The organism is Pseudomonas lini, from assembly GCF_964063345.1.
Classification (GTDB): Bacteria; Pseudomonadota; Gammaproteobacteria; order Pseudomonadales; family Pseudomonadaceae; genus Aquipseudomonas; species Aquipseudomonas lini_B.
The window spans coordinates 2,203,565-2,229,066 of the sequence record NZ_OZ061318.1 but is presented as its reverse complement, the minus strand read 5'-3'; the positions used below and the strand labels follow the sequence as shown (position 1 = coordinate 2,229,066).

Annotated in this window: 18 protein-coding genes, 2 tRNA genes and 2 rRNA genes; 11 read left to right on the top strand and 11 right to left on the bottom strand. The window is 57.6% G+C overall.

The window, feature by feature from the left end; translation table 11 throughout:
• The first annotated feature begins 74 nt into the window (after positions 1 to 74).
• The 7 genes from AB3226_RS09980 to AB3226_RS09950 all read left to right on the top strand — a co-directional run bounded on the left by AB3226_RS09980 (position 75) and on the right by AB3226_RS09950 (position 7,375).
• Positions 75 to 151, top strand: a tRNA-Ile gene (locus AB3226_RS09980).
• A gap of 30 nt (positions 152 to 181) precedes the next feature.
• Positions 182 to 257: transfer RNA gene (locus AB3226_RS09975), tRNA-Ala, on the top strand.
• Between the two features lie 236 nt (positions 258 to 493).
• A 23S ribosomal RNA gene (locus AB3226_RS09970) occupies positions 494 to 3,385 on the top strand.
• A gap of 161 nt (positions 3,386 to 3,546) precedes the next feature.
• A 5S ribosomal RNA gene (gene rrf / locus AB3226_RS09965) occupies positions 3,547 to 3,662 on the top strand.
• 147 nt (positions 3,663 to 3,809) lie between these two features.
• Positions 3,810 to 4,469, top strand: coding sequence for a paraquat-inducible protein A (locus AB3226_RS09960; RefSeq protein WP_367372955.1), 660 nt, complete (start codon positions 3,810 to 3,812; stop codon positions 4,467 to 4,469).
• A complete protein-coding gene (locus tag AB3226_RS09955; RefSeq protein ID WP_367372954.1) occupies positions 4,456 to 5,079 on the top strand; it encodes a paraquat-inducible protein A in 624 nt (207 codons plus the stop codon). Before AB3226_RS09960 ends, AB3226_RS09955 begins: the two co-directional genes overlap by 14 nt.
• On the top strand, positions 5,072 to 7,375 hold the full coding sequence (locus AB3226_RS09950; protein WP_367372953.1) for an MlaD family protein: 2,304 nt from the start codon (positions 5,072 to 5,074) through the stop codon (positions 7,373 to 7,375). The genes AB3226_RS09955 and AB3226_RS09950 overlap by 8 nt, the downstream gene beginning before the upstream one ends.
• A 214-nt stretch (positions 7,376 to 7,589) precedes the next feature.
• Here the strand turns inward: AB3226_RS09950 and mksF are convergent, their stop codons facing one another.
• From mksF to mksB, 3 genes are read right to left on the bottom strand one after another with little or no spacing between them, the layout of a single operon-like run.
• Positions 7,590 to 10,430 carry an Mks condensin complex protein MksF gene (gene mksF / locus AB3226_RS09945; RefSeq protein WP_367372952.1) on the bottom strand — a complete coding sequence of 947 codons (2,841 nt, stop codon included), beginning with the start codon at positions 10,428 to 10,430 and terminating at the stop codon, positions 7,590 to 7,592.
• Entirely contained in the window at positions 10,427 to 11,128 is a 702-nt protein-coding gene (gene mksE, locus AB3226_RS09940) for an Mks condensin complex protein MksE (protein ID WP_367372951.1), read from the bottom strand. The genes mksF and mksE overlap by 4 nt, the downstream gene beginning before the upstream one ends.
• Positions 11,118 to 12,392, bottom strand: a complete 1,275-nt coding sequence (gene mksB / locus AB3226_RS09935) for an Mks condensin complex protein MksB (RefSeq protein ID WP_367372950.1) — start codon at positions 12,390 to 12,392, stop codon at positions 11,118 to 11,120. Before mksB ends, mksE begins: the two co-directional genes overlap by 11 nt.
• Before the next feature lie 206 nt (positions 12,393 to 12,598).
• Between mksB and AB3226_RS09930 the strand changes: the two genes are divergently transcribed.
• Positions 12,599 to 13,339, top strand: a complete 741-nt coding sequence (locus tag AB3226_RS09930) for an energy transducer TonB (protein ID WP_367375778.1) — start codon at positions 12,599 to 12,601, stop codon at positions 13,337 to 13,339.
• The gene (rimI, locus tag AB3226_RS09925) at positions 13,332 to 13,784 is read left to right on the top strand and encodes a ribosomal protein S18-alanine N-acetyltransferase (protein ID WP_007896888.1); all 453 of its coding nucleotides are present in this window, start codon (positions 13,332 to 13,334) and stop codon (positions 13,782 to 13,784) included. Before AB3226_RS09930 ends, rimI begins: the two co-directional genes overlap by 8 nt.
• A gap of 140 nt (positions 13,785 to 13,924) precedes the next feature.
• On the opposite strand, the gene AB3226_RS09920 is transcribed toward rimI, so the two are convergent.
• Positions 13,925 to 14,329, bottom strand: a complete 405-nt coding sequence (locus AB3226_RS09920) for a serine kinase/phosphatase (RefSeq protein ID WP_367372949.1) — start codon at positions 14,327 to 14,329, stop codon at positions 13,925 to 13,927.
• Between the two features lie 175 nt (positions 14,330 to 14,504).
• Between AB3226_RS09920 and can the strand changes: the two genes are divergently transcribed.
• Positions 14,505 to 15,149, top strand: a complete 645-nt coding sequence (can, locus tag AB3226_RS09915) for a carbonate dehydratase (protein WP_048397734.1) — start codon at positions 14,505 to 14,507, stop codon at positions 15,147 to 15,149.
• Between the two features lie 8 nt (positions 15,150 to 15,157).
• On the opposite strand, the gene AB3226_RS09910 is transcribed toward can, so the two are convergent.
• Positions 15,158 to 15,682, bottom strand: coding sequence for an SET domain-containing protein (locus tag AB3226_RS09910; RefSeq protein ID WP_367372948.1), 525 nt, complete (start codon positions 15,680 to 15,682; stop codon positions 15,158 to 15,160).
• A gap of 180 nt (positions 15,683 to 15,862) precedes the next feature.
• The gene (locus AB3226_RS09905) at positions 15,863 to 17,035 is read right to left on the bottom strand and encodes a hypothetical protein (protein ID WP_367372947.1); all 1,173 of its coding nucleotides are present in this window, start codon (positions 17,033 to 17,035) and stop codon (positions 15,863 to 15,865) included.
• 240 nt (positions 17,036 to 17,275) lie between these two features.
• Between AB3226_RS09905 and AB3226_RS09900 the strand changes: the two genes are divergently transcribed.
• Positions 17,276 to 18,592 (top strand): methyl-accepting chemotaxis protein, encoded by a 1,317-nt coding sequence (locus AB3226_RS09900; protein WP_367372946.1) that lies wholly within the window; start codon positions 17,276 to 17,278, stop codon positions 18,590 to 18,592.
• Between the two features lie 128 nt (positions 18,593 to 18,720).
• Here the strand turns inward: AB3226_RS09900 and ggt are convergent, their stop codons facing one another.
• From ggt to AB3226_RS09875, 5 genes are all read right to left on the bottom strand, one after another.
• The gene (ggt, locus tag AB3226_RS09895) at positions 18,721 to 20,565 is read right to left on the bottom strand and encodes a gamma-glutamyltransferase (protein ID WP_367372945.1); all 1,845 of its coding nucleotides are present in this window, start codon (positions 20,563 to 20,565) and stop codon (positions 18,721 to 18,723) included.
• A gap of 251 nt (positions 20,566 to 20,816) precedes the next feature.
• Positions 20,817 to 21,107 (bottom strand): DUF3325 family protein, encoded by a 291-nt coding sequence (locus AB3226_RS09890; protein ID WP_367372944.1) that lies wholly within the window; start codon positions 21,105 to 21,107, stop codon positions 20,817 to 20,819.
• Between the two features lie 3 nt (positions 21,108 to 21,110).
• Complete coding sequence (locus AB3226_RS09885) at positions 21,111 to 22,634, bottom strand: PepSY domain-containing protein (RefSeq protein ID WP_367372943.1); 1,524 nt, start codon at positions 22,632 to 22,634, stop codon at positions 21,111 to 21,113.
• A complete protein-coding gene (locus AB3226_RS09880; RefSeq protein ID WP_367372942.1) occupies positions 22,634 to 22,990 on the bottom strand; it encodes a hypothetical protein in 357 nt (118 codons plus the stop codon). The genes AB3226_RS09885 and AB3226_RS09880 overlap by 1 nt, the downstream gene beginning before the upstream one ends.
• Before the next feature lie 36 nt (positions 22,991 to 23,026).
• Positions 23,027 to 25,456 carry a TonB-dependent siderophore receptor gene (locus AB3226_RS09875; RefSeq protein WP_367372941.1) on the bottom strand — a complete coding sequence of 810 codons (2,430 nt, stop codon included), beginning with the start codon at positions 25,454 to 25,456 and terminating at the stop codon, positions 23,027 to 23,029.
• Positions 25,457 to 25,502: the final 46 nt, after the last annotated feature.

Genomic DNA, 25,502 nt, shown 5'->3' with positions numbered 1-25,502 from the left:
CATCAGCTGCTCCATAAGTTCCCACACGAATTGCTTGATTCATTGAAGAAGACGATAAGAAGCAGCCCGAAATTGGGTCTGTAGCTCAGTTGGTTAGAGCGCACCCCTGATAAGGGTGAGGTCGGCAGTTCGAATCTGCCCAGACCCACCAATTTTGTGTGGGAAACGCCTGTAGAAATACGGGGCCATAGCTCAGCTGGGAGAGCGCCTGCCTTGCACGCAGGAGGTCAACGGTTCGATCCCGTTTGGCTCCACCACTACTGCTTCTGTTTGTTGAAAGCTTAGAAATGAGCATTCCACCAAGACGGTGATGAATGTTGATTTCTAGTCTTTGATTAGATCGTTCTTTAAAAATTTGGGTATGTGATAGAAAGATAGACTGAACGTTACTTTCACTGGTAACGGATCAGGCTAAGGTAAAATTTGTGAGTTTAATCGCGAATTTTCGGCGAATGTCGTCTTCACAGTATAACCAGATTGCTTGGGGTTATATGGTCAAGTGAAGAAGCGCATACGGTGGATGCCTTGGCAGTCAGAGGCGATGAAAGACGTGGTAGCCTGCGAAAAGCTTCGGGGAGTCGGCAAACAGACTTTGATCCGGAGATGTCTGAATGGGGGAACCCACCTAACATAAGTTAGGTATCTTAAGCTGAATACATAGGCTTAAGAAGCGAACCAGGGGAACTGAAACATCTAAGTACCCTGAGGAAAAGAAATCAACCGAGATTCCCTTAGTAGTGGCGAGCGAACGGGGACTAGCCCTTAAGTGGCTTTGAGATTAGCGGAACGCTCTGGAAAGTGCGGCCATAGTGGGTGATAGCCCTGTACGCGAAAATCTCTTGGTCATGAAATCGAGTAGGACGGAGCACGAGAAACTTTGTCTGAATATGGGGGGACCATCCTCCAAGGCTAAATACTACTGACTGACCGATAGTGAACTAGTACCGTGAGGGAAAGGCGAAAAGAACCCCGGAGAGGGGAGTGAAATAGATCCTGAAACCGTATGCGTACAAGCAGTGGGAGCCCACTTTGTTGGGTGACTGCGTACCTTTTGTATAATGGGTCAGCGACTTATTTTCAGTGGCGAGCTTAACCGAATAGGGGAGGCGTAGCGAAAGCGAGTCTTAATAGGGCGTCTAGTCGCTGGGAATAGACCCGAAACCGGGCGATCTATCCATGGGCAGGTTGAAGGTTGGGTAACACTAACTGGAGGACCGAACCGACTACCGTTGAAAAGTTAGCGGATGACCTGTGGATCGGAGTGAAAGGCTAATCAAGCTCGGAGATAGCTGGTTCTCCTCGAAAGCTATTTAGGTAGCGCCTCATGTATCACTGTAGGGGGTAGAGCACTGTTTCGGCTAGGGGGTCATCCCGACTTACCAAACCGATGCAAACTCCGAATACCTACAAGTGCCGAGCATGGGAGACACACGGCGGGTGCTAACGTCCGTCGTGAAAAGGGAAACAACCCAGACCGTCAGCTAAGGTCCCAAAGTTATGGTTAAGTGGGAAACGATGTGGGAAGGCTTAGACAGCTAGGAGGTTGGCTTAGAAGCAGCCACCCTTTAAAGAAAGCGTAATAGCTCACTAGTCGAGTCGGCCTGCGCGGAAGATGTAACGGGGCTCAAACCATACACCGAAGCTACGGGTATCACTTAGGTGATGCGGTAGAGGAGCGTTCTGTAAGCCTGTGAAGGTGAGTTGAGAAGCTTGCTGGAGGTATCAGAAGTGCGAATGCTGACATGAGTAACGACAATGGGTGTGAAAAACACCCACGCCGAAAGACCAAGGTTTCCTGCGCAACGTTAATCGACGCAGGGTTAGTCGGTCCCTAAGGCGAGGCTGAAAAGCGTAGTCGATGGAAAACAGGTTAATATTCCTGTACTTCTGGTTATTGCGATGGAGGGACGGAGAAGGCTAGGCCAGCTTGGCGTTGGTTGTCCAAGTTTAAGGTGGTAGGCTGGAATCTTAGGTAAATCCGGGATTCTAAGGCCGAGAGCTGATGACGAGTGTACTTTTAGTACACGAAGTGGTTGATGCCATGCTTCCAAGAAAAGCTTCTAAGCTTCAGGTAACCAGGAACCGTACCCCAAACCGACACAGGTGGTTGGGTAGAGAATACCAAGGCGCTTGAGAGAACTCGGGTGAAGGAACTAGGCAAAATGGCACCGTAACTTCGGGAGAAGGTGCGCCGGTGAGGGTGAAGCATTTACTGCGTAAGCCCACGCCGGTCGAAGATACCAGGCCGCTGCGACTGTTTATTAAAAACACAGCACTCTGCAAACACGAAAGTGGACGTATAGGGTGTGACGCCTGCCCGGTGCCGGAAGGTTAATTGATGGGGTTAGCTAACGCGAAGCTCTTGATCGAAGCCCCGGTAAACGGCGGCCGTAACTATAACGGTCCTAAGGTAGCGAAATTCCTTGTCGGGTAAGTTCCGACCTGCACGAATGGCGTAACGATGGCGGCGCTGTCTCCACCCGAGACTCAGTGAAATTGAAATCGCTGTGAAGATGCAGTGTATCCGCGGCTAGACGGAAAGACCCCGTGAACCTTTACTATAGCTTTGCACTGGACTTTGAATTTGCTTGTGTAGGATAGGTGGGAGGCTTTGAAGCGTGGACGCCAGTTCGCGTGGAGCCAACCTTGAAATACCACCCTGGCAACTTTGAGGTTCTAACTCAGGTCCGTTATCCGGATCGAGGACAGTGTATGGTGGGTAGTTTGACTGGGGCGGTCTCCTCCTAAAGAGTAACGGAGGAGTACGAAGGTGCGCTCAGACCGGTCGGAAATCGGTCGTAGAGTATAAAGGCAAAAGCGCGCTTGACTGCGAGACAGACACGTCGAGCAGGTACGAAAGTAGGTCTTAGTGATCCGGTGGTTCTGTATGGAAGGGCCATCGCTCAACGGATAAAAGGTACTCCGGGGATAACAGGCTGATACCGCCCAAGAGTTCATATCGACGGCGGTGTTTGGCACCTCGATGTCGGCTCATCACATCCTGGGGCTGAAGCCGGTCCCAAGGGTATGGCTGTTCGCCATTTAAAGTGGTACGCGAGCTGGGTTTAGAACGTCGTGAGACAGTTCGGTCCCTATCTGCCGTGGACGTTTGAGATTTGAGAGGGGCTGCTCCTAGTACGAGAGGACCGGAGTGGACGAACCTCTGGTGTTCCGGTTGTCACGCCAGTGGCATTGCCGGGTAGCTATGTTCGGAATAGATAACCGCTGAAAGCATCTAAGCGGGAAACTAGCCTCAAGATGAGATCTCACTGGGACCTTGAGTCCCCTGAAGGGCCGTCGAAGACTACGACGTTGATAGGTTGGGTGTGTAAGCGCTGTGAGGCGTTGAGCTAACCAATACTAATTGCCCGTGAGGCTTGACCATATAACACCCAAGCAATTTGCTGACCTGAGAAGGCACCAGATTGCGGTGTGTGAAGACGAAACGAACCGAAAGTTTGTGACACTCACGAAACACCAGATCTATCACATACCCATTCGCTGGAGCGTGATCTCGCAAGAGAGAACGACCTGGCTACCGAATTTCTTGACGACCATAGAGCATTGGAACCACCTGATCCCATCCCGAACTCAGCAGTGAAACGATGCATCGCCGATGGTAGTGTGGGGTTTCCCCATGTGAGAGTAGGTCATCGTCAAGATTAAATTCCGAAACCCCTATCTGCGTATGCAGGTAGGGGTTTTGTTTGTCCGCTGGAAAAAGCACTCTGGCGACAGCACAAAATTGCACAGTTATTTTCGAGTCAGGACACTAGAATAGGTCCAACTTTTTTGGAGCCAGAGCCTCTATGCCAGATCCGGTTGACGCCCCAGGGCTGTCAGATTTACCGCTGGACGACTTGGTAGCGTGTCATGAGTGCGACTTGCTGATGCGCAAGCCTGAGCTTGCTCATGGTGAGAAAGCCATTTGTGTACGTTGCGGTTATGAGCTGTATGCCCATCGACACAATGTCGTGCAGCGCAGTCTCGCCTTGGTCATCGCCGCACTGTTGTTGTTTATTCCAGCGAACTTTTTACCCATCATGCAGCTCCATCTACTCGGACAGTCGTCGCACGACACTGTCTGGAGCGGCGTTGTCGGTCTGTTCGATACGGGTATGCAAGGCGTAGCGGTTGTGGTGTTTCTCTGCAGCATGGGGATTCCGCTGCTCAAGCTGCTTTGCCAGCTGTTCGTGTTGCTGAGTATTCGCTTCGATCTCGGACGTAGTTACGGCTTGCTGCTCTACCGCATTTATCACCATCTACGGGACTGGGGGATGCTCGAGGTTTACCTCATGGGCGTACTGGTTGCGATCGTCAAATTGGCCGATATGGCAGCGATCACCGTAGGTCTTGGTCTGGCGTGTTTTATTAGTTTGTTGTTAGTCCAGGTCTGGTTGGAAGTGGTGATGTCGCCGCACCAGATCTGGCAGGCTCTATCAGGAGAAGATGCCCATGCGGGCGATTGATGCAGGCATTCTGATTTGTGCCGAATGCCATGAGTTGAACAAGCAGGAAGCTGATACAGACGAGCAGGTCTGCACCCGCTGCGGTGCGCTGGTTCATGCCCGCCGCCCGAACAGCCTGATGCGTACCTGGGCGTTGTTGATCACAGGCGCGATTCTCTACATCCCGGCCAATGTTCTGCCGATCATGACCGTCAGTTCCCTGGGCCAGGGCGATCCTAGCACCATCATGTCCGGTGTGATCCAACTGGTTCAGCACGGCATGATTCCAATCGCGGCCGTGGTTTTTATCGCCAGTATTCTGGTACCCACGTTCAAGCTGGTGGGGATAGGTTTGCTGCTGTTTTCGGTGCAACGCCGCCAGCCACTCTCGGCACGCCAGCGCATTTGGATGTACCGCTTCATCGAGTTCATCGGTCGCTGGTCAATGCTGGATATCTTTGTAATCGCCATCCTGGTGGCGGTTGTGAATTTCGGACGGCTTGCCAGCGTCGAAGCCAACCTTGGTGCCATCGCCTTCGCCAGTGTGGTGATTCTGACGATGCTTGCCGCAGTAACTTTCGATCCCCGACTGATTTGGGATAACACGGAGTCGGACGACGACCATGACTGATTTGCCTAAAGCGAAAACCCGACCGGCCTCGAACTGGTCCGCCATTTGGGTGTTGCCCCTGATTGCCTTGATCATTGGCGGCTGGCTCGGCTGGCGTGCCTACAGCGAGACGGGCATCGAGATTCAGGTGCGCTTCGAAAGCGGTGAAGGCGTTCAGGCCAACAAGACTGAAGTCGTTTACAAAGGCATGTCGGTCGGTAAGGTGAAAGCCCTCAAACTCGATGACGAAGGCAGCTCAAAAGGGGTAATTGCCACCATCGAGATGAACAAGGACGTGGAGCAATACCTCAGGACCAGCACGCGTTTCTGGCTGGTCAAACCGAGCGTGAGTCTGGCCGGTATCACGGGCCTGGAGACGCTGGTCTCGGGTAACTACGTGGCCGTCAGCCCGGGCGAAGGCGAGCCGACCCGCAAGTTCAAGGCTCTGGCCCAAGAGCCTCCGCTCTCGGACGCCCAACCCGGCCTGCACCTGACCATCAAGGCCGATCGCCTCGGCTCGCTGAATCGCGGCAGCCCAGTGTTCTACAAGCAGATCCAGGTCGGTCAGATCAAAAGCTACGTGCTGTCCGCAGACCAAAGTACAGTCGAACTCAAAGTCTTCATTGAACCGACCTACGCCAGCCTTGTACGCAAACACACACGTTTCTGGAATGCCAGCGGCATCAGTATCGACGCCAACCTTTCTGGTGTGAAAGTGCGTAGCGAGTCCCTCGCCAGCATCGTCGCCGGTGGGATTGCATTTGCCACTCCAGAGAACCGCAAGGATAGCCCGCCCACCGATCCGAGCCTGCCGTTCCGTCTCTATGAGGATTTCGATGCGGCCGCAGCGGGAATTCGGGTCAAGGTCAAACTCAGCGATTTCGAAGGCCTGCAGGCCGGCCGTACGCCGGTGATGTACAAGGGCATTCAGGTCGGCAATCTGAAAACGCTCAAGATTGATCCGGACCTGTCCAGTGCGACCGCTGAGTTGACTCTGGATCCGCTGGCCGAGGAGTACTTGGTCACCGGCACGCAGTTCTGGGTGGTCAAACCATCGATTTCGCTCGCTGGTATTACCGGCCTGGAAGCGCTGGTCAAAGGTAACTACATCGCCGTGCGGCCTGGCGACAAGGGCGGTGCACCGCAGCGCGAGTTTGAAGCCCGGGCCAAGGCGCCGCCGCTGGATCTTCGTTCGCCAGGCCTGCACCTGGTGCTGTTCACCGAGAACCTTGGTTCACTGGAAGTCGGCAGTCCGATTCTCTACAAACAGGTCAAGGTCGGTTCGGTTCAGAGCTATCAATTCTCCCGCACAAAAAAGCAGCTGGTGATCGGGGTGCATATCGAGAAGGAATACGAAGGGCTGGTCAACGCCTCGACACGTTTCTGGAATGCCAGCGGCATCACGCTCACCGGTGGGTTGACCGGCGGCATCCAGGTCAAAAGTGAGTCGTTGCAGAGCCTGATGGCCGGTGGCATCGCCTTCGAAACCCCGGAAGCCAAAGCGCCATTGCAAAAGCGTATTCCACGTTTCCGCCTGCATGCCAACCATGATGAGGCAACGCAGAAAGGCACTATGGTGACGATCAAGGTCGATCGCGCCGATGGCCTGCGCAGTGGCACGCCGGTTCGATTCAAAGGCCTGGACGTGGGCAAGATTGAGGACGTCGACCTCAGTGATGACCTTCAATCAGTACTGCTGACCGCGCGAATCACAGAAGTGCCGGAGCGTATCGCTCGGGTCGGCAGTCAGTTCTGGGTGGTCAAACCTGAGCTCGGCCTGATTAAAACCTCGAACCTCGAGACTTTGGTCACCGGGCAATACATCGAAGTGCAACCGGCGCCGAAGAACCTCGGCCCGCAGAAGACCTTCGTGGCCTTGACCAATCCTCCGGAAACCGCCAAAGAAGAGGCTGGTTTAAGTTTGGTGTTGAGCGCTGCTCGTCGAGGTTCGCTGAAGACTGGCGTCCCCGTCACCTATCGCGAAATAACGGTAGGCAAGGTGACCGGTTATGAGTTGGGCCAGACGGCTGATCGAGTATTGGTACACATACTGATCGAGCCGAAATATGCACCGCTGGTGCGCAGTGGCACGCGGTTCTGGAACACCAGTGGTTTTGGTTTCGACTACGGCTTGTTCAAAGGCGCGACAATACGCACTGAGTCGCTGGAGACGCTTGTTCAGGGCGGCATTGCTTTTGCCACACCGGATGGCGACCGCATGGGTGTTCCGGCGCGGCCCGAGCAAACGTTCCCGCTGTTCGACCAGTTCGAAGATGAGTGGCTGACCTGGGCGCCGAAGATCACAATCGGCAAGTAGTTTATCGGCGTCTGTGATGTCGCTTTCGCGAGCAAGCCCCCTCCCACAGGGATCTGCGTCGTACACAAATATTGTGTACACCACCAAATACTGTGGGAGCGGGCTTGCCCGCGAAGGGGCCGTCAAGTTCACTGAAGCTTCAAGAATGTACCCATAAATAAAAAAGGCCGCGATCCATTGGATCGCGGCCTTTTTATTACCTTCGATTCAAACGTCAGACTGCATCCAGCTCCGGTTCGTCCGCCTGCGCGTTGACGGTTGCCTTCACTTCATCGTGGCGACGGATGTACTTCCAGTCCGCCTCGTCGATGTAGATACCGTTCGGGCCGCTGCCGCCTTCCAGGTCGATGGCGACACTGGCGCAAACTTGCGGCTTCACACTCGCCAGAATCGGCACGAAGCCCAGTTGCAGGCTGGTTTCCAGCAACGCTGCCTGGTTCTTCTCGTCGATGTCCGCCGCCTCGTCGAGGTAGTACGGCAGGCGCACGCGACCGGCCTGGTCGCGGTCCATCAAGTGCAGCAACAAGTACATGTTGGTCAGCGCCTTGATGGTCATCGTGGTGCCGTTGGACGCGGCGCCGTCGATGTCGGTGTGGATGACCGGCTGACCATTGACCTTGGTGATCTCGAAGGCCAGTTCGAACAAGTCTTTGAGGCCGAGCTGGTTGTGGTTCGCCGCCACCAGCCGCGCCAGATATTCCTTGGCTTCTTCGTTCTTGTTGTCCTGATCGGCACTTTGGCTCAGGTCGAACACGGAAAGGGTTTCGCCTTCTTCGTATTGGCCGGCGCTGTGGATGATCTGGTCGATGTGCTTGAGCGCTTCCTTGTTCGGCGCGAGCACGATGCGGAAGCTTTGCAGGTTGGAGACCTGACGCTTGTTGATCTCGCGGTTGAACAGCGCCAGTTGATGTTCGAGGCTGTCATAGTCGCTGCGGATGTTGCGCAGGGTCCGGGCGATGTCGGTAACCGCTGCACGGCGTGCCTTGCCCAGCGTCAGGGCTTCGTCGGTGCGGTGTGCGTACGCGTTGATCAGCAGTTGCAGGCGACGCTCCATATCGTCTTCGCTGTCGAACTTGGCCACACCCTTGAGGCGGACCTGAGCGTACAGCGCCTCGATTTGACCATCGCTGCGCTGCAAACCTTGCCAACTGTCCTGATAGTCGTTGAGCAACGGCAGCAGGTTGTCCATGGAATCGTCGATCGGGTCCATGAACGGCGTGCCGAACGGCAAGTCTGCCGGCAACAACTGACGGCGGCGCAGGGCGTCGTCGAGGGTGCGTTGCTTGGCTTCCATGTCGCCGATCTGCCGGCCGACCAGTTGCAGCTTGGCCGACAGTTGCTGGACGCGTTCGGTGAAGGCGTCGCTGGAACGCTTCAATTCGTCCTGAGCGGCTTCCATCTGTGCCAATTGCTCAAGCTTGTCGCCTTCTTCGGCGCTCAGGGTTTGCGCGCGGCGGAAGTCCTCCAGGGCTTTCTGCGCATCCAGCACTTGCTGGTACAGCGCTTCGGTCTGGGTCTTGCTGGCCGCACGGTCGGCTGCCACGGCAGCTTGAGTTTTCAGCTGCTTGAGTTCTTTTTCCAGACGGTCTTTCTGATCGCGCAACGCCGCGCGGTCAGCCAGGGCTTGCAACGCTGGCGGCTCAATGTGCGAGATGTCGATGGACAGGCCCGGCACTTCGAAGCGCTCGCCTTTGAAGCCATCAAGGATCAGTTCCATGGATTTGACCCACTGACCGTCCTCGTCCAGCGTAATGCCGTGCTCGCCCAATGGCAGGCTGAACAACGCGCTGTTGAACAGGCGCATCAGGCGCTCGACGTCCTGCTGCGAAAACTCTTCGCGCAAACGGGCGTAGCTGTTGTTGTCGGCGTGATCGAGTTGCTGCTTCACCGATTTCAGGCGTTTTTCCAGATCCCGCAGACGCTCTTCCAGGTCTTCGGCGCTGAACTGTCGCGACTGGGCCAGCGCACCGGCCAGTTCGTCGTGAGCATCCTTGGCCGCGAGCAGTTGCTGCTCGAGGACTTTGACGTCATCGACCAGGGCGAAGCGATGCTTGAGCACCGACAACTCGCCGAGCCAGCGTTGGATGCCAGTGATTTCCCGCTCCAGACGCATCAGCTCCTGAGTGCCGCCGCGCTGATCATTTTGCAACGCGTCCTGCTCGTTGCGGTAGTGCTCGGCCTGAATCGTCAGTTCTTCCTTGCGCGCGCTGGCGTAGTCCGACCAGGTGCCGAGCAAGGAATCGAGCAGCGGCGAGATCCGGTGCAGTTTGCCGCGCAGGATATTGCGCTGGGCCACGCCAGCGGCCAGAGCTTCAACCAGCGGGCCAGCGGTGACGAGCGAGTTGTAATCCTGCTCCATGCGACGTACATCGCGGAACGCTTCTTCACACGCGGCGATGTAATCGACGCTACCGGAACGCAGGCTGTGTTCGAAAGCATCGAGGAATAGCTGCTTGAGTTTGGCCGCGGTGATTTCGCGCATGTGCAGCAAGTTGATGAACAGGGCGCGGAAGGTCTTCAGGCTCTGTTCGCTGGTGGAGCGCAGCGGGATCAACGTCAGGTCCAGCGGAATCGAAGTGTGGCCACCGACCAGCAATCGACGCAACTCATCAGGTTTGAGTTCGTAGGCTTTCAGGCCTTCGCGCTCAAGGTTGGTGAACAGCTCTTTCTGGCGCAGGCAGGTGTCGTTTTTCTGGTAATGCGCCAGGTCCAGTTTGCCGGCATAGGCGAAAAACTGGTGACCGAAACCGCCGCCCGGGCCGCGTCCGACCACGCCGATCACGTGCGGGCCGTGGGGCAGGGAGACTTCCACCAGGATGTAACTGGTGTCGGAGGCGAAGTAGAAACGCCGGGATTGCTCCAGGCTGTACTTGCCGAAACTCATGTCCGACATGCGCGCCAGAATCGGGAACTGCAAGGCGTTGATCGAGGCAGATTTACCGAGGTTGTTCGCGCCGTAGACCGACAGCGGCTCTTCCAGCGGGAACAGGCCGAGGCTGTAACCGGCGGTGTTCAAAAGGGCAAAGCGGCGAATGCCGTAGCGTTCCTTGCTCATGCGTCGGTCTCCTGTTCTTCGGCAATGGCGCGGGCCATGGCGTCTTCTTCGTTTTCTTCTTCGAAGTCACTGAGGTCTAGCGGATCGTCGGTTTGCAGCAGCTTTTCGTCACTGTCGTCGTCGATCAACACTGGCACCGGCAATGGCAGCACGCTGTGCAGACTGGCTGCCAGATCGCGATCCTGCTGGACCGACAGGCAAACATCGAGGAAACGGTGCATCGGCGGCAGGAAACGGTAGATGCCGTTTTCTTCGCCGGCAAAACCAAGCTGCGTCATCCGGCGCATGATTTTTTCTTCGAGTTCTTCCACGGTCTGCACTTCAGCCTGGATGAACAAGTCGCGGTACTTTTCCAGCAAGGAAGGCAGTTCATCGCGACCAAGGCTGCCGCCGTCGAGTACGGCGACCGGGTCACGGCCCTGATCGGCCAGATGCTCGACGAGAATGAAGGTGAACAGCGCCAGACGCTGGGCAGTCTTGTTCACCGCCGCAGCGGCGAGGTCCGGGACGAAGTAGTAGAAGCCACGGGTGTCGCAGACCAGTTCAAAGCCCAGAGCCTTGAATAGCGTGCGGTACTGGTCCTGGAAGTTTGACAGTTGCGCGTACAGCTCCGGATCACGGCGGCTGACGTGGTAGCCCTTGAATAGCTCGCGAAAGATCGGCGCCAGCTGGGATAGTTCGTTTAGATCAAGATGCATGTGGGGTGCTCGCAGAATCCTCGGCGGTGTCGCGGGCCGAGAGCAGGGCGAAGGAGCGCAGGCTGACCTGGTGCTCATGAGTGTGGTAATCGCGGCGTTCCAGACGCTCGCGTGTAAAGCGTTTTTCCCGCGACAGGCGCGAGAACCAATAAAGCAATTCGTCGGTAGCGCCGTCCGGCTCCTGCTCGAGCAGCCAGGTCATCAGGTCCGGCATCGGCAGGGCGTCTTCGCAGCGTTCGAGCATCTCCCGAACCGTGCGTGGCGCGCGCGGGGCTTCGCCTTTCTGGGTCTTGTGAGCCTTGGGGAAACGCGCAGGTTTCGGCTCGAAACGGGCCAGGGCGTACACGTAGGCTTCGACCTGACTGGCGCTGCCGAGGAAGGTGCTTTGCGGCCGGGTGAACATCGGCATTGCCGCTTGTGGCACCGCATCGATACCTTTACGACGAATGGCCGACAAGGCCAGCGCCGCACCACGGGTCACGGCGTTGTGCCGGCGGGCTTCTTCACGCAGCGGCAGTAGCAGTTCACGGGCATGACGCAAGGTCAACTGGGCACTGGTCTGCATTTCGAGGATGCGCGCGTGGGTGCGCAGCAGCATGTCGTCATCGACCAGATGGCCGAGGCGCTGCTGTTCAGTGAGCATCTTCAGCAGGACGTTTTCGACCTTGCGCACACCTTGTTCGAAGGCGCCGTCGGCGTTCACCAACTGAATCATCGGTTCGACGTATTCATCCCAGGTCGCCAGTACTTCAGCGTAGCGCTGACGTAGCGGGATCTGCCGGTCGCTGGTCTTGGCCCGCTCGGCGACGGCCACCAGGGCCTGTTCGTCGTTGGCGAGTTTCTTCAGAACGTCCCGCACGCGCATATCGAGCAGACGCAACTGGCGCGCCAGATCGTGGCCGTCGCGGATGTCGAAGGCGTCCTGGATGTAACCGGCCAGGCGCTCGAGATGGCGCAAATAAGCTTCGATTTCCAGGCACAGGCCCAGACGGTGCTCACGGCGCAAGTAAGCGAGGAAGTCGTGGATCTGCGCGTTGAGCTCGAAACGGTTCGGGCTTTTCGCCACGGGAACCAGAATGTCGAGGCGGATCCACACGTCCAGCAGGCTGGTGATGTCCTGCGGTGTACTGTCGAGTTGCTGGGCTGCCAGTTGCGTGCGCAGTTCGTTGAGGCTCAATGTGCCTTGGTCGAAGTGCTCGCACAGTGGCTCCAGAAGTGCCCAGTGTTCAGCGAGGGCGCGCAAGACGCGCTTGGGTTCGATCATCGGAATGGCCGGCTGGTTGGCAATTAAAAGCAGCGATTGTACTGCATCACGCCCGTTGCGATTCACTCTCGGGACGGACAGTTGGCTTTCTATCGATCAAGCGTGGGCGATCTTGAGCGAAGGGCGGTAGAATCACCGCACTTTAGTTATCCACAAGTGGCCGACCTTTGCTTATCGAGTCCCGTCGCCGCGCTTATTTGACCGCCATGCAGGTGGTCAACTGGCTGCCGCGCACCGAATTGCCCTTTGCTGCGCCCTCGCGCCCCGAACTGCTGGAGATGCCCGAGCCATTGGTCGTCACCCCGGTTGCGCCGGCTCCCGTGGCGCAGGCGCCCGTGGAACCTGCGGCCAAACCGGCCGAACGGGTAAAAATCGAGGTGCCGCGGCCATCGTTGGCCAGCACCCGCACGAACGCCAAGGTCGAAGAAGAGGAGGCTCCGGTCGCGGTCAAGGCGCCGGTCATTCCGCCGCCGCGTTTCGCCCTGCAATTGCTGCGCGCCGGTCGTTGCCTGTTGCTGGTGGAGTTACCCACAGGCGAAAGCTTCCAGACCCGCGATCCGGCGTATCTGTTGCTCAAGGACATGCTGCGCGCCGCCGGCCTGCCAGACAGCCCACAGATCATCGGCGAGCCGGTGCGCTGGCCACTGCTGGCTCGCGGCACCATGGATCAAGGGCCGGAAGCGGCTCGGGATTTCGTACAAGGCTTTCTGTCGGCCCGTCTGGAAGACGCTCCATGCGTCTGCCTGTGGCTGATCGGCTTGCCGGCGGTACGTTTTGCCGGTGAGGCCAATGCCGAATCCTTCAACCGTGAACTTCAGGTCGAAGGCCTGGGTTCGGTCTGGGCCCTGCCGGGTCTTGAATTATTAATGGAAGAGCCACAGCGTAAGGCTGATGTCTGGCAAGCCATGCGTCGGCTGATGGCGCGCTGGAAAGAATCGAATGAGTGACGCTGTATCGTTCCGCCCGATGACCGAGGCGGACCTGGACACTGTACTGAAAATTGAATACGCGGCTTACAGCCACCCCTGGACCCGCGGGATTTTTCTCGATGGCCTGGGCAAGTATCAGATCTGGCTGATGTTCGAAGGGCAGCAGCAGGTCGGTCATGGCGTGGTGCAGATCATTCTCGACGAAGCACATTTGCTGAACATCACCGTCAAACCGGAAAATCAGGGCCGAGGCCTGGGTTTGACGCTGCTGGAGCATTTGATGTCGATTGCCTACAAGGCAGAGGCGCGGGAATGTTTTCTGGAAGTGCGTGATAGCAACCGGGCGGCATTTCGGTTGTACGAGCGGTATGGGTTCAACGAAATCGGCCGTCGACGGGACTACTACCCGGCGGTTGGCGGGCGTGAAGATGCGGTCGTCATGGCCTGCACCTTGGTTGACTGATCCCCTTTAAAAGCTTCGCGGGCAAGCCTCGCTCCTACGGGATCGGTGTCGAACATAAGATGTGAACGACCCAGAACCTGTAGGAGCGAGCGGTGCGGCGATCCGACTTGCCCGCGAAGGCGTCCTCACTGACGAAACGATCAACGCTTGCCATCCATTGGATCGCGCCGCGCCATCTCTGCTTCATCCAGCCCATTGCCTCCGCCGATGTCGTCTTCATCGACAATGCTCAAATCCCAATCCGCCTGGTCGCCTTCACCCTCTTCGCGGGCGTCTCGTGCGCCGTCTTCACGGATCAAGGTTTCCGGGCTCATGTCATCGTCGGTGGATTCATGGTCATCGGTCGAGCCCCCGGTCATACCAGCTTCACGGATGCGTTCGTCGGGCATCTTCTGCGCGCGCTCGCGTTCGGGGATCAAGTCGCCGATTCTGGCGCTCGGTTCTTCCTCGTCGAAATCCAGCTCATGCACTGAGCCCATGCGGTCTTCGTTGTCGTCGACGGGCTCGGGTTGCGCCTCATCGAACGGACGTCGTGAATCAGTCATGGCATTCCCTCATACTGTAGGCCTTACTACAGTTGACCTACTGGGCTTGCGAGAATTCCACCGGCAGGGAGCGCCGGATAGCCATTTAATGCATTAGGGGGTATCTGCATCTCGCGCGTGACCCCGACACAGGGTTGTCTGTCAAAGCAGCAAATCATTCTTGAGGCTTCATTGCATGAACGAATTACAAGATCTGATTGATAACAATGAGCGCTGGGCCGACGCGATCACCCAGGAAGATCCTGATTTCTTCGCCAAGCTGGCCCGTCAACAAACCCCGGAATACCTGTGGATCGGTTGCTCCGATGCCCGCGTGCCGGCGAACGAGATTGTGGGCATGTTGCCAGGCGACTTGTTCGTGCACCGCAACGTGGCCAACGTTGTACTGCACACCGACCTCAACTGTCTGTCGGTTATTCAGTACGCGGTCGATGTGCTCAAGGTCAAACACATCCTGGTCACCGGTCACTATGGCTGCGGCGGTGTACGCGCCTCGATGCAGGACCGTCAGTTGGGCCTGATCGACGGCTGGCTGCGCTCGATCCGCGATCTCTATTATGAAAAGCGCGACGAACTGGCCAAGTTACCCACTGAAGAAGAACGGGTCGACCGCCTCTGCGAGCTCAACGTGATCCAGCAAGTGGCCAATGTCGGTCATACCAGCATTGTGCAAAACGCCTGGCACCGTGGGCAGAGCCTGTCGATTCACGGCTGCATCTACGGCATCAAGGACGGTCGCTGGAAAAGCCTGAACGCCACGATCAGCGGTTTCGAACAGTTACCGCCGCAGTACCGTTTGCGCCCGGTCGAGGCGTTGTAAGAAGCCTTTCAGCTGAGACTTCGCCGACGCCAGTGTTGAAAAAACTGTTCTCCATTGGCATTCGGCGACTCGTCATAGCCGATGATCCAGCCACGGCAACAGGAACAACCGCAGCGGCAGGCAAACTGTCGCAGCAGTTTGTCTTCTGTCGCGGCGAAATCCATCGTCAGTCGGTCACCTTTTTTGATGTCCTTGAGCGCCCATAACCACAGCTCGCTCATGTCAAGAAAGACGTTGGGGTCGCAGGAGTGGCTTAGCAGACCACAGAAGCGCGGATCGTAGACGTGGATTCCCGGCGCCAGCTGCCGGGTATGTCGGCAGCGATAGGGCAACAAATGTCCGGAAACCCGGCAGATTCGGCTGATGCGGGGGAACTCGCGCAGTGCCGTGACAGCTATTGCCGAGCCCTCGGTGTTGTAGAGGATTTCGAAGTCGTCCTTGGAAGGGAATCCAAGGCGAAGGGGCAACTCTACAAATGGATAGATGCCATTGGGTGGCGGTGGGGGTATTCCTTGTTGGGCGTGGGTTCTCATAACAATCCTTGTCAGATGGCTGCTACAACCTCTTTCAGCTGACATCCGGTCAGCTCTGCAGCACTTGGGTACGCCCCAAGCCTCTCGCAAATGAAACAAATGTTCTACTGTCAGATATGACAGGCGAAAAAGGCTCTTTCCCGCGTCAGCCATGGCTCACGCGGGAGAAGACCTTCACGTTTACAAGTGTGGGGCAGGAGCGGAGGTCGCAAGAGACGGGGTCTTCAGCTGTTTCAGCTGAGATTTGACCGTCGTTGTTGCGCATTTGGCCACGGCCTGTTCGGGCGTCAGGTTGCGGATCGAGGTGTAGAACAGCTCGCAGGTTTTTTCTTTCTGGGTCACTTGCCAGGTCTGCGTACAGCTTTTCAGCTGAACGGTAGGGTCAGTGCCCGGTTTGCTGCCCATTCCGGCCTGCCAGCAAGCGGCGCTCAAATCCTGCCCCATGACTTTCAGGCCCGCGGCGTCGGCCTTGGCCTGGGCATCGCTGCCGCTATAAGCCTCGGGGTCGGCGGCGTACCAGATATAACTTGGATGGTTGGAACCCAGTACTGGCACCTTCACACCCTCGCTCGGGCTGATGGTTGCCAGGCCCAGTATGTCCACGGTCTGCCCGTATTGTTGCTTGATCCAGTTGCGCACCGGGGCGCCGAAGGCAACCATTGGCAACGCCGCGCCGCTGGCGTTTTGGCTGACTTCCTTGACCATGGTGGTCTGGTAATCCGTGAAGTAGTTGTAGACGCCCTCCAGGTCCTTGCCGGCGCTGGATGGCGCGGCAATCGGCGCGATGTCGATGATGGTCTGATAGCCCGGTGTCTGGTCGACGGGGATGCCGTTGGCGGTCAACAACGTGGCCCAACGGTCGGTGGTCTTGGACTCCAGATAATCCTGGGCCTGGGTCAGCGAGTAATCCGGCGGAAAGTGCAGCAGCTCAACGCTTTTGCGGTTTTCCAGTGCCATGCCCAGCGGCAGGAACAGGTACCAGTTATAGGTCCATTTACCATCGGTCCTCAACTTGCTGGCGCCGTTGTAGGCCAGATCCCCAGCCTTGAGCAAGGCGGTCAATGGCTTGTCATAACCTTTGGGTACGCCGCTGATATTGGCGTAGAGCTGCTTATTATCGGTTTTGACCAGCACTTTTGCGGTTTTGTAGCCATCGCGTTGTACGCTTTGAGTCAGGTAGTGTTCGACTGTCTGTTCCAGTGTCCAATTGCGATAGCAGATGACGTTGCAGTTATTGGGATAGGCGAACAACTGGGTGACACGTTCGGTACTGCCCAGATTCAGATCGACATCGGCGTGGGCGGTGGCACTCAGGGTGAGTGCGGCGAGGGTGAGTCCTGCGAGTTTGAACATGCTCAGATCCTTTTCAGCGTGAGCCCTCGAAGGCGGGGCGAGTACATACTGAAACTACTTGTGTCGAGCGGTCCAGTGCCCTTGTGAAAAGAGTGCCAGTCAGAGGGCGTCTACGGTAGGAAGCTGTCATACCGCCACTATTTTTGTAGGACAATCCTCAAACGCTCTTAAGAAAATATCTCCAAGGCCGATGGTTACGCTGTAAGCCGCTTTCTACCTACTGTCCATCGGTACTTTCCCATGTTTAACAAACGCTTGAAGCAGGAGCTGTCGGCTCTTCGCGAAGAACTCTTCAGCCTTCAGCAAGTCAAGGAGAGCCTGGACAGTGAGATGCTGGTCCTGACCCTTGACCCCGATGGCCGAATTCAATCGGCCAACCGGAATTTCATGGGTGAAATGTTCTACAAGGGCAACGATCTGGTCGGCCGGCACATCGAGGACATCGTCCCGGCCCATGTTAAATCGGACGAATTTCACCACCGCTTCAAGGCTGCACTGACCCGTGGCGAGCACTTTGCCGGCGCGATCCGTTTGTTGCGCGGCAATGGTGCCGAAGCCTGGCTGCGGTCGATCATGCAGCCGGTGCGGTCCTCGGATGGCCGAATCAGGCACTTCTCGATTTTCTCCAGCGACCTGACTCGTACCATCGAGGCGTCCCGTGAGCATCAGAACCTGATCGGCGCACTGGTACGCTCGACGGCGGTCATCGAGTTCGATCTCAATGGCAACGTACTGACGGCCAACGAGCGGTTCCTCAATGGCATGGGTTACAGCCTGGCGCAGGTCCAGGGCAAACATCACCGCACCTTCTGCGCGCCAGAGGAACACAACAGCGCCGAGTATCAGAACTTCTGGCGCCGTCTGAACGCCGGTGAGTTCGTGGCCGATCGATTCAAACGCATCGACAGCCATGGTCGTGTGGTCTGGTTGGAGGCTTCCTATAATCCAGTGGTCGACGCCAACAATAAGCTCTACAAAGTGGTGAAATTCGCCACGGTAATTACCGATCAGGTCAATCGGGAGCAGGCTGTCGCTGAAGCCGCCGACATTGCCTACAGCACCTCGCAGCAAACCGACAATTGCGCCCAACGCGGTACCACTGTTGTCACTCAAGCGGTAAACGTCATGCGTGATCTGGCCAGGCATATGCAAACCGCTGGCGAAGGCATCGAAGCGCTGAACGAGCAATCATTGGTCATTGGCACCATCGTCAAAACCATCAGTGGCATCGCTGAGCAAACCAATCTTTTGGCGCTCAACGCGGCCATCGAAGCGGCTCGCGCGGGTGAACAGGGTCGAGGTTTTGCCGTGGTGGCTGACGAAGTCCGGCAACTGGCCTCGCGCACCAGTCAGGCGACCGACGAAATTGTCGGCGTCGTACGCCAGAACCAGGACATGGCGCGCAACGCCGTGGCCCTGATGACCGATGGCAAACTCCAGGCGGAACAGGGGCTGGCGCTGGCGGCGGAGGCGGGCACGGTGATTGTCGAGATCCAGGACGGGGCGCAGAAAGTGGTGAACGCGGTTGGGCAGTTTGCCAATCAGTTGGCGATTTAATGCTATCTGTCCGACATGAACAGCTCTAAAAGGTCAGGCGTGATTCTGCGGCTTGATCAGACCTGGATTCTTCGCTAATAAAAAAGGCCTACCTCCCGGGTAAGCCTTTTCTCATTTCTGCGTATGACTCAATCCCCCAACGCTTCTCCCTCGCGCCGTGGATCAGCCCCTCCGGCCAATGCCGTTTTCCCCTGCGCATCCTTGACCCGAACAATTGCCTGGGTTCCGCTAGTCATGTCGATCTCGTTTACGCTGTGCCCTTTTTCCTTCAGTACCTGAATCAGCTCCGGACTGAACTGCCCCTGTTCCAGTTCGGTCGGGCCGTTGCGGCTGCCGAAGTTGGGCAGGTTGATGGCCGCTTGCGGGTCGAGGTTCCAGTCGAGCAGACCGATGGTGGATTTGGCCACGTATTCGATGATCTGCGAACCGCCGGGGGAGCCGACGGTGGCCAGGAACTCGCCGTTCTGCCGGTCGAAGATCAGCGTTGGCGCCATGGACGAGCGCGGGCGTTTACCCGGTTCGACGCGGTTGGCGACTTTTTGTCCGTTCTCTTCGGGGATGAACGAGAAGTCGGTCATCTGGTTGTTGAGCAGGAAACCCTGGACCATCAGGTGCGAGCCAAACGCTGCTTCCACGGTGGTGGTCATGGACACGGCGCCGCCTTCGTCATCGACCGCCACCACTTGCGAGGTGGAGATGCGCAGCGGCGAGCGGTCCGGCGCATGGGCAACTTGAATTCCCGGTGGGGTGCCGGGTTTGGCCAGGCCCATGCTACGGTCGCCAATCAAGGCGGCGCGGCTGGCCAGATAAGTCGGGTCGATCAGACCTTTTACCGGCACGGGTACGAAGTCGGTGTCGGCGACGTACAGTGCGCGGTCGGCGTAAGCCAGGCGCTCGGCTTCGGCGATCAGGTGCACGGCTTCAGGCGCCGGTTCGATGCCCGCCGGTTTGCGGGTCTTGACCGGTTTGAGTGGTGCCAGGGCAAAACGCGGGTCGCGGGATTCCAGCGCCTGCAAGGTGCCGAGGATTTGCGCCACGGCGATCCCGCCCGACGACGGTGGCGGCATGCCGCAGACCTGCCAGCGTTTGTAGTCGGTGCACAGCGGCGTGCGTTCCTTGGCCTTGTAGCCTTGGAGATCGTTCAGCGACAGGCTGCCGGGGTTGGCGTGGCCCTGAACCCTGGCGACGATCTCTTTCGCGATCGGGCCTGCGTACAGCGCGTCGGGACCTTCCTTGGCGATGCGTTTCAATACAGCGGCGAGTGCCGGGTTTTTCAGTTGCGTACCGACGGCTTTCGGGCTGCCATCGGCATTCAGAAAATAGGCGGCCATGTCCGGTGAGCGCGGTATAAACGCATCCGCCGCGATCAACTGATGCAGTCGTGGCGAAATGGCGAAGCCTTGTTCCGCAAGCTTGATAGCGGGCTCGAATAGCTTCGCCCACGGCAGGCGACCGTGCTTCTGATGGGCTAGCTCCAGCGCCCGCAACACACCCGGCGTCCCCACCGAGCGCCCGCCGATCTGTGCCTGGGTGAACGGCATTGGCTTGCCATCGGCTTGCAGGAACAGTTTCTCGGTGGCGCCGGCCGGAGCGGTTTCGCGACCGTCGTAAGTGCGCACAGCCTTGCCATCCCACAGCACAATCAACGCGCCACCGCCAATGCCCGACGATTGCGGTTCGACCAGCGTCAACACCGCTTGCATGGCAATGGCCGCATCAATCGCCGAGCCGCCCTGACGCAGCATCTCCCGTCCGGCTTCAGCTGCCAGTGGGTTGGCGGCTGCGGCCATGTGTTTCGAGGCGTGCCGGGTCTGCAGGTCGGTGCGATAACCGGAGGCGACTTCCGGGGCGACCGGCAGAGTAGAAACTGACGACGAAGAGGGCAGGGTATTACACGCGGCGAGGGTTAAAGCGGTGGCAATCAGCGAAAAGGCTGACAGGCGATAGCGGCTCAAGTGAAAGGCTGAGAACACGCGGGGCACTCCGTCCATGGGATAAAGGGTCTGGCGACTTTATCGGCCTGAGGGGGAGCGACGCAAATCAGATCTGCCGTCCTGAAACGAATTTCTCGAGGCATAAAAAAACAGCCTACCTTTCGCTAAGCCGTTTTTTGTTTACACAGTCATTTGAACAAGGTTCCTGATGGTCTGTGTTTAAAGAGTTTATTGCTTTCAAGTTTGATTAGGCATACAGGCAGGCATACATACAAGTTAACGGTTTCTGACTACTCTTTTCTCTCATGTCTGTACCAACAGAGAATCATCGTCACGCCAATACCTGAAGGTGTGATAGCCAGAGTCCAGATTACCGTTCCCATAACAAACCCTTGGTTTAACATGATCAACAGTAGACTTGATGCGAGCAACAGCATTGCGCCACAACGCAACACTCGTGTTCCGGGTAACTGTTGGTGAAGCGTAATCCTGCGAAAGTGAGTGATTTGACCTGACGCCAATACGCAGAGCCCCAATACAATCAAGCAGAACGCTGCGATATTCGATAGCCAATCAGCCATTCGTCACCTTGCCGAGCGCTTGCGACGGAGTAAGCGCCAACCAATGACTCCTGCGAGCAACGCGATGAGCATTAATACCAGATCCACCGCCGCCACCGCCGATAGCCCCTGGTTCATCGCCCGCCAGGGATGATCGCCCGTACTCCAGGCATTGGAGAGCACCGCCAGTAACGCCAACGCGCTGATCAGCACAAGGTGCGTTGCCCAAGGCGCCCGCGATGGCCCCGAGCGCCAGATAGCCAACAGGGTATGCACAGCCGCCAGCAACCAGGCCCAGTAAAATACCGTGGTTTCCCACTCAGCCCGGTCAACCAGGTCGACCGGCAGCCATCGATTGACCACCAGCATGGCCAGGGTGGCCATTGGCATTCCAGTGATCAGTACGCTGCTGAACAGTGTCATCGACACCACGCCCCATTGCCCGGCAGCGTGCTGCAGGCGGCGCTTCTCCAGCCAGTACAACAGACCACTGCCGAGCATCACGCAACCACTCAAGCCGGCGAAAAAATACAAGGCGCGCAACCACGGCTGCTGAAAATGCGTCACGTGCAACCCGGCCAGAAACTTGAAGGTCGCGGCGGCGGCAGGCAATCGGGATTCGTGCAGCAGCCTTGCGCTGGCGCCATCGAAGTACAAGGTTTGCCCATCCAGGCTCATGCGGTCAGCCAAGGAGCGACTGATCTCGACGTAGGCATTGGCATCCCCTGGGTGCCAGACCCGGACAAACGCCGGCTCGCCACTGCCCCAATGCAAACGGGCTTGCGCCATCATCTGGTCCAGCGAGGCCAATGACCCCGGTATACCCGACTCCGGGCGACTGTAGGCCGCGTCCGCCTCCTGGTCGAACTGGCCGGGCTGGTCCTGGTACACCGCCAGGATGCCGGCAGGGAGGTACAGCGGGAACAGGATCAGCAGCCCCGACAGCAGGATGACCAAGTGAAAAGGCAGGGCAAACACACCGGTCAGGTTGTGCGTGTCCAGCAGCCGCCTGGGCGACTTATCGGCCCGTAATGTAAACAGGTCCTGAAACAGACGCGCATGGATGCACACGCCGGCAATCAATGCGATCACGCCCAGCGTGGCGGCGAGACCGAGCAGACGCGCACCGATGTTCCAGAAGTTGATATTGAGGGTGTAATGCAATCGGTAAAAAAAATCGCCGCCGCGGCTGCCGGCTTCGGGCAGCAGTCGATCCTCACCCGGCGCCAGAAAACGACTGAAGCCCTGACGATTCTGGGTCCAGGCTTGAAATCGCACCACCGGCCGGCGCTCATCGGGCAGTTCCACGTACCACTGAGTCAGCGTTTTGCCCTCCGTCAAGCTGGCAATATGGGGGGCCACCCGCTGATCCAGTGACAAGGGTGTATCAACCGGTGCCAGACGAATGTGCGGCAGCATCCAACTGTCCAGCTCACGGTCATAAACCGCCAGGCTGCCCATGAAAAATGCGATCAGCAGCAGCCCGGAAAAACCGATGCCGATAAATCGATGCATCCACAGCAGCGCTTGCCGAACACTGGTGAACATCAGGCACCTCCCACCAGATAGCGGGTGCTTGCCCACATCACCAGCGATGCACTCGCCACCAATAAGCCATTGCGCGTTGCACGCGGCGCGCTGAACAACCACAACACCAGCCATGGAAAGAGCACAAAACTGGCGATCGAGCTGGCCAGCACCGCTTCACTGGGCTGCGCACGCCACTTCACCAGGCACAACGCCAAAAAGCCGTTCAGCGCCCAGCAAGATAGGTAACTGAGCAGCAACACCAGCACAAGCCACGCGGTTCGCTGTGGGGCCAGGTTTTTCTTTGGTTGTTTTGACGCCGCTTGTCTCACCCCAACTCCCTGATCGCAGAGCATGTAGCCGATAAAAAACGGCATACCGAAGTATGCCGGGTGAGTGACAGGCAATCGTAATTAGAACTTGGCGCGCAGTGTCATGGACACGGCACGGGGGTCACCGAAAATATTGCCGTCCTGGAAGGTGTTGACCCGCTGGAAGTACTTCTTGTCGGCCAGGTTGGTGCCGAGCAGGTCAGCGGAGAGGTTTTGCGTGATCTGGTAGCCAATACCCGCATCGTACAAGGCGTATCCACCCTGGCGGAGTTTGGTGCCGTTCATGCCGATGTCAGGGATATCCAGCTTGTTATAGGTCTCGCTGACAACGCTGACGCCACCCTGGACACTCCATTTCTCCAGCTCACCGGGCAGTTTGTACAGGCTCCAGACCCGCAACATGTTTTTCGGCAGGTAGGTCTGCAACTGCTCGTTGGCACTGTCATAGCGTTTGTAGGTATGGGTGAAGTTCGCGGTGAGGAACCAATCGGGCGTCATCTGTCCACTCAGCTCAGCCTCGAACCCGCGGGTGCGAGCCTTGCCGCTGGCAACCACGGCCCGAGCGTTCGGATCGTTCATATCCGGAATCGCGCGGTTCTCTTCTTCGATCTGGAACGCAGCCAGCGAGGCGTTCAACGCGCCATCGAGAAATTCGCCCTTGATACCCAGTTCGTGCTGCTTGCCTTCCAGCGGTTTGATGATGTTGTTGTTGATGTCCAGGTTGCTGACGGCCTGCGGCTGGAATACCCCGGAATAGTTGGCATACAACGAGTAGTTATCGTTGAGATCGTAGATCAGCCCGTAAAACGGAGTGAATTTCTGCGACACGCTATCGCCGTTCTTTTCCGACGGTGAGCCGGCCTCAGGCTGGTGCTGGCTGCGGTGCATCTCAAGCCAGGTCACGCGCCCGCCGAGTACCAACGTCAGAGGGTCGGCAAGGCTCAAGCGCACGTTGCTGTAGACCGCTTTTGCGCGGGTGTTGGCAACGCTGGTCGGCAACTTGTCCGAATCCGGAAAGGCCGGGTAGGCAAAGTCAGGCTGCGGATCGTTGAGGTCGACATCCCCCAGGTAACTCGAGAAATAACCGCCATTCGAAGCGAACTCGGAGCGCGAATAGTTGGCGCCCACCAGCACTTTATGTTCACGCCCAAGGAAGTTGAATGGGCCGTCGACGTACACGTCGGCCTCGTCCTGTTTCTCTCGGTAATCAAACATGATCGAGTTCATCGACACCAGGTTGTCCGCGGGGTCTATGCCTGCGCCGTTACGCGCGTAAGCCTGGGTCAAATCGTAGTTGTTGTCGGCGTGTCGCAGGGACAACTTGGTTTTCCAGCCATCCCCTAGCTGGTGCTCGAGCTCGGTGAAAACAGCGGTGCTCCAGAAGTAGTCACGGTTCCAGTCTTCACCGTAAAAATTCTTGCGCGATGCATTCGGCAGCGACATCGCGGCCTCACCGGCAGCGTTGGTGTAGCGATAGGCAGGCAGGGAGCGCTGGGCACCACGGATGTCGGTATTCTGATTGCTCGCGCCAATGGTCCAGACCGTATCTGGCGTCAGATCGATATCGACGATGCCATAGGCTTGGTTCGATTCGCGCTTGCCACCACCGTCGTAGTAGAAACCTTTTTTGTGCTCACTGAGCACCAGGCGTCCACGCACATTGCCGCTCTCGGTCAACGGGCCGGTGACGTCAACCATGCCACGATAATCGTCCCAGGAGCCGGCGCTGATTTCCGCCGAAACAGCCGCTTCAGCCAACGGTCGCTTGCGTACCAGGTTAATGCTGCCGCCGGGGCCGCCTGCACCGGTCAAGCTGCCAGACGGCCCCTTGAGTACCTCGACGCGGTCATACATGGTCAGGTCGGGTGACAGGAACACCCTGTTGTCCATGGTGGTCGGCGTACCGTCCAATTGCAGCGAGGTCATTTCGAAACCCCGGGAGAAAAAACTCAGACGGCTGGCGTCGATTCGCTGCACGGTTACGCCACCGACCTTGCCCAATGCATCTTCGAGGGTATAAAGATTTTGCTTCTGAATACGCTCTTGGCCAATCACGTTGATCGTCTGCGGCACCTCTCGAAGACGCAGCGCGACTTTGGTGCCCACCGACACGGTGGGTGCTTCGGTTTGCATTCCGACAATCGCCTGCTCCGGCAGCGTCATGCTGCCCAGGGCATCCAGCGTCAAGGTTCCACCCGCAGTCTTGCGTACTGACAATCCGCTGCCTTCAATCGCGATTTGTGCAGCCTGCTCCGCAATCATCGTTCCCTTTATGGCCGGAGCACGCAGCCCGGCGACGAGATTAGGGACATACACAATTTCGTTACCGCTCTGACGGGCTATGCGGTCGAGGGTTGCCACCAGGGAGTCGGCAGGTAAGTCGAAGTGTTGTAGAGATTGGCTGCCCGTCGAAGCCGATTCCGCGAAGCTGGTCGAAGCGTGTCCCTGGGTCAGCAGAAAAGAAAAGCACACAGACGTCAGCCTGAACGCAGTGTTAAAACGATTGGACATAGGTAACTCCGTGTTGGCGGCTCCGCTTTTATTAGCGGTTAATGCC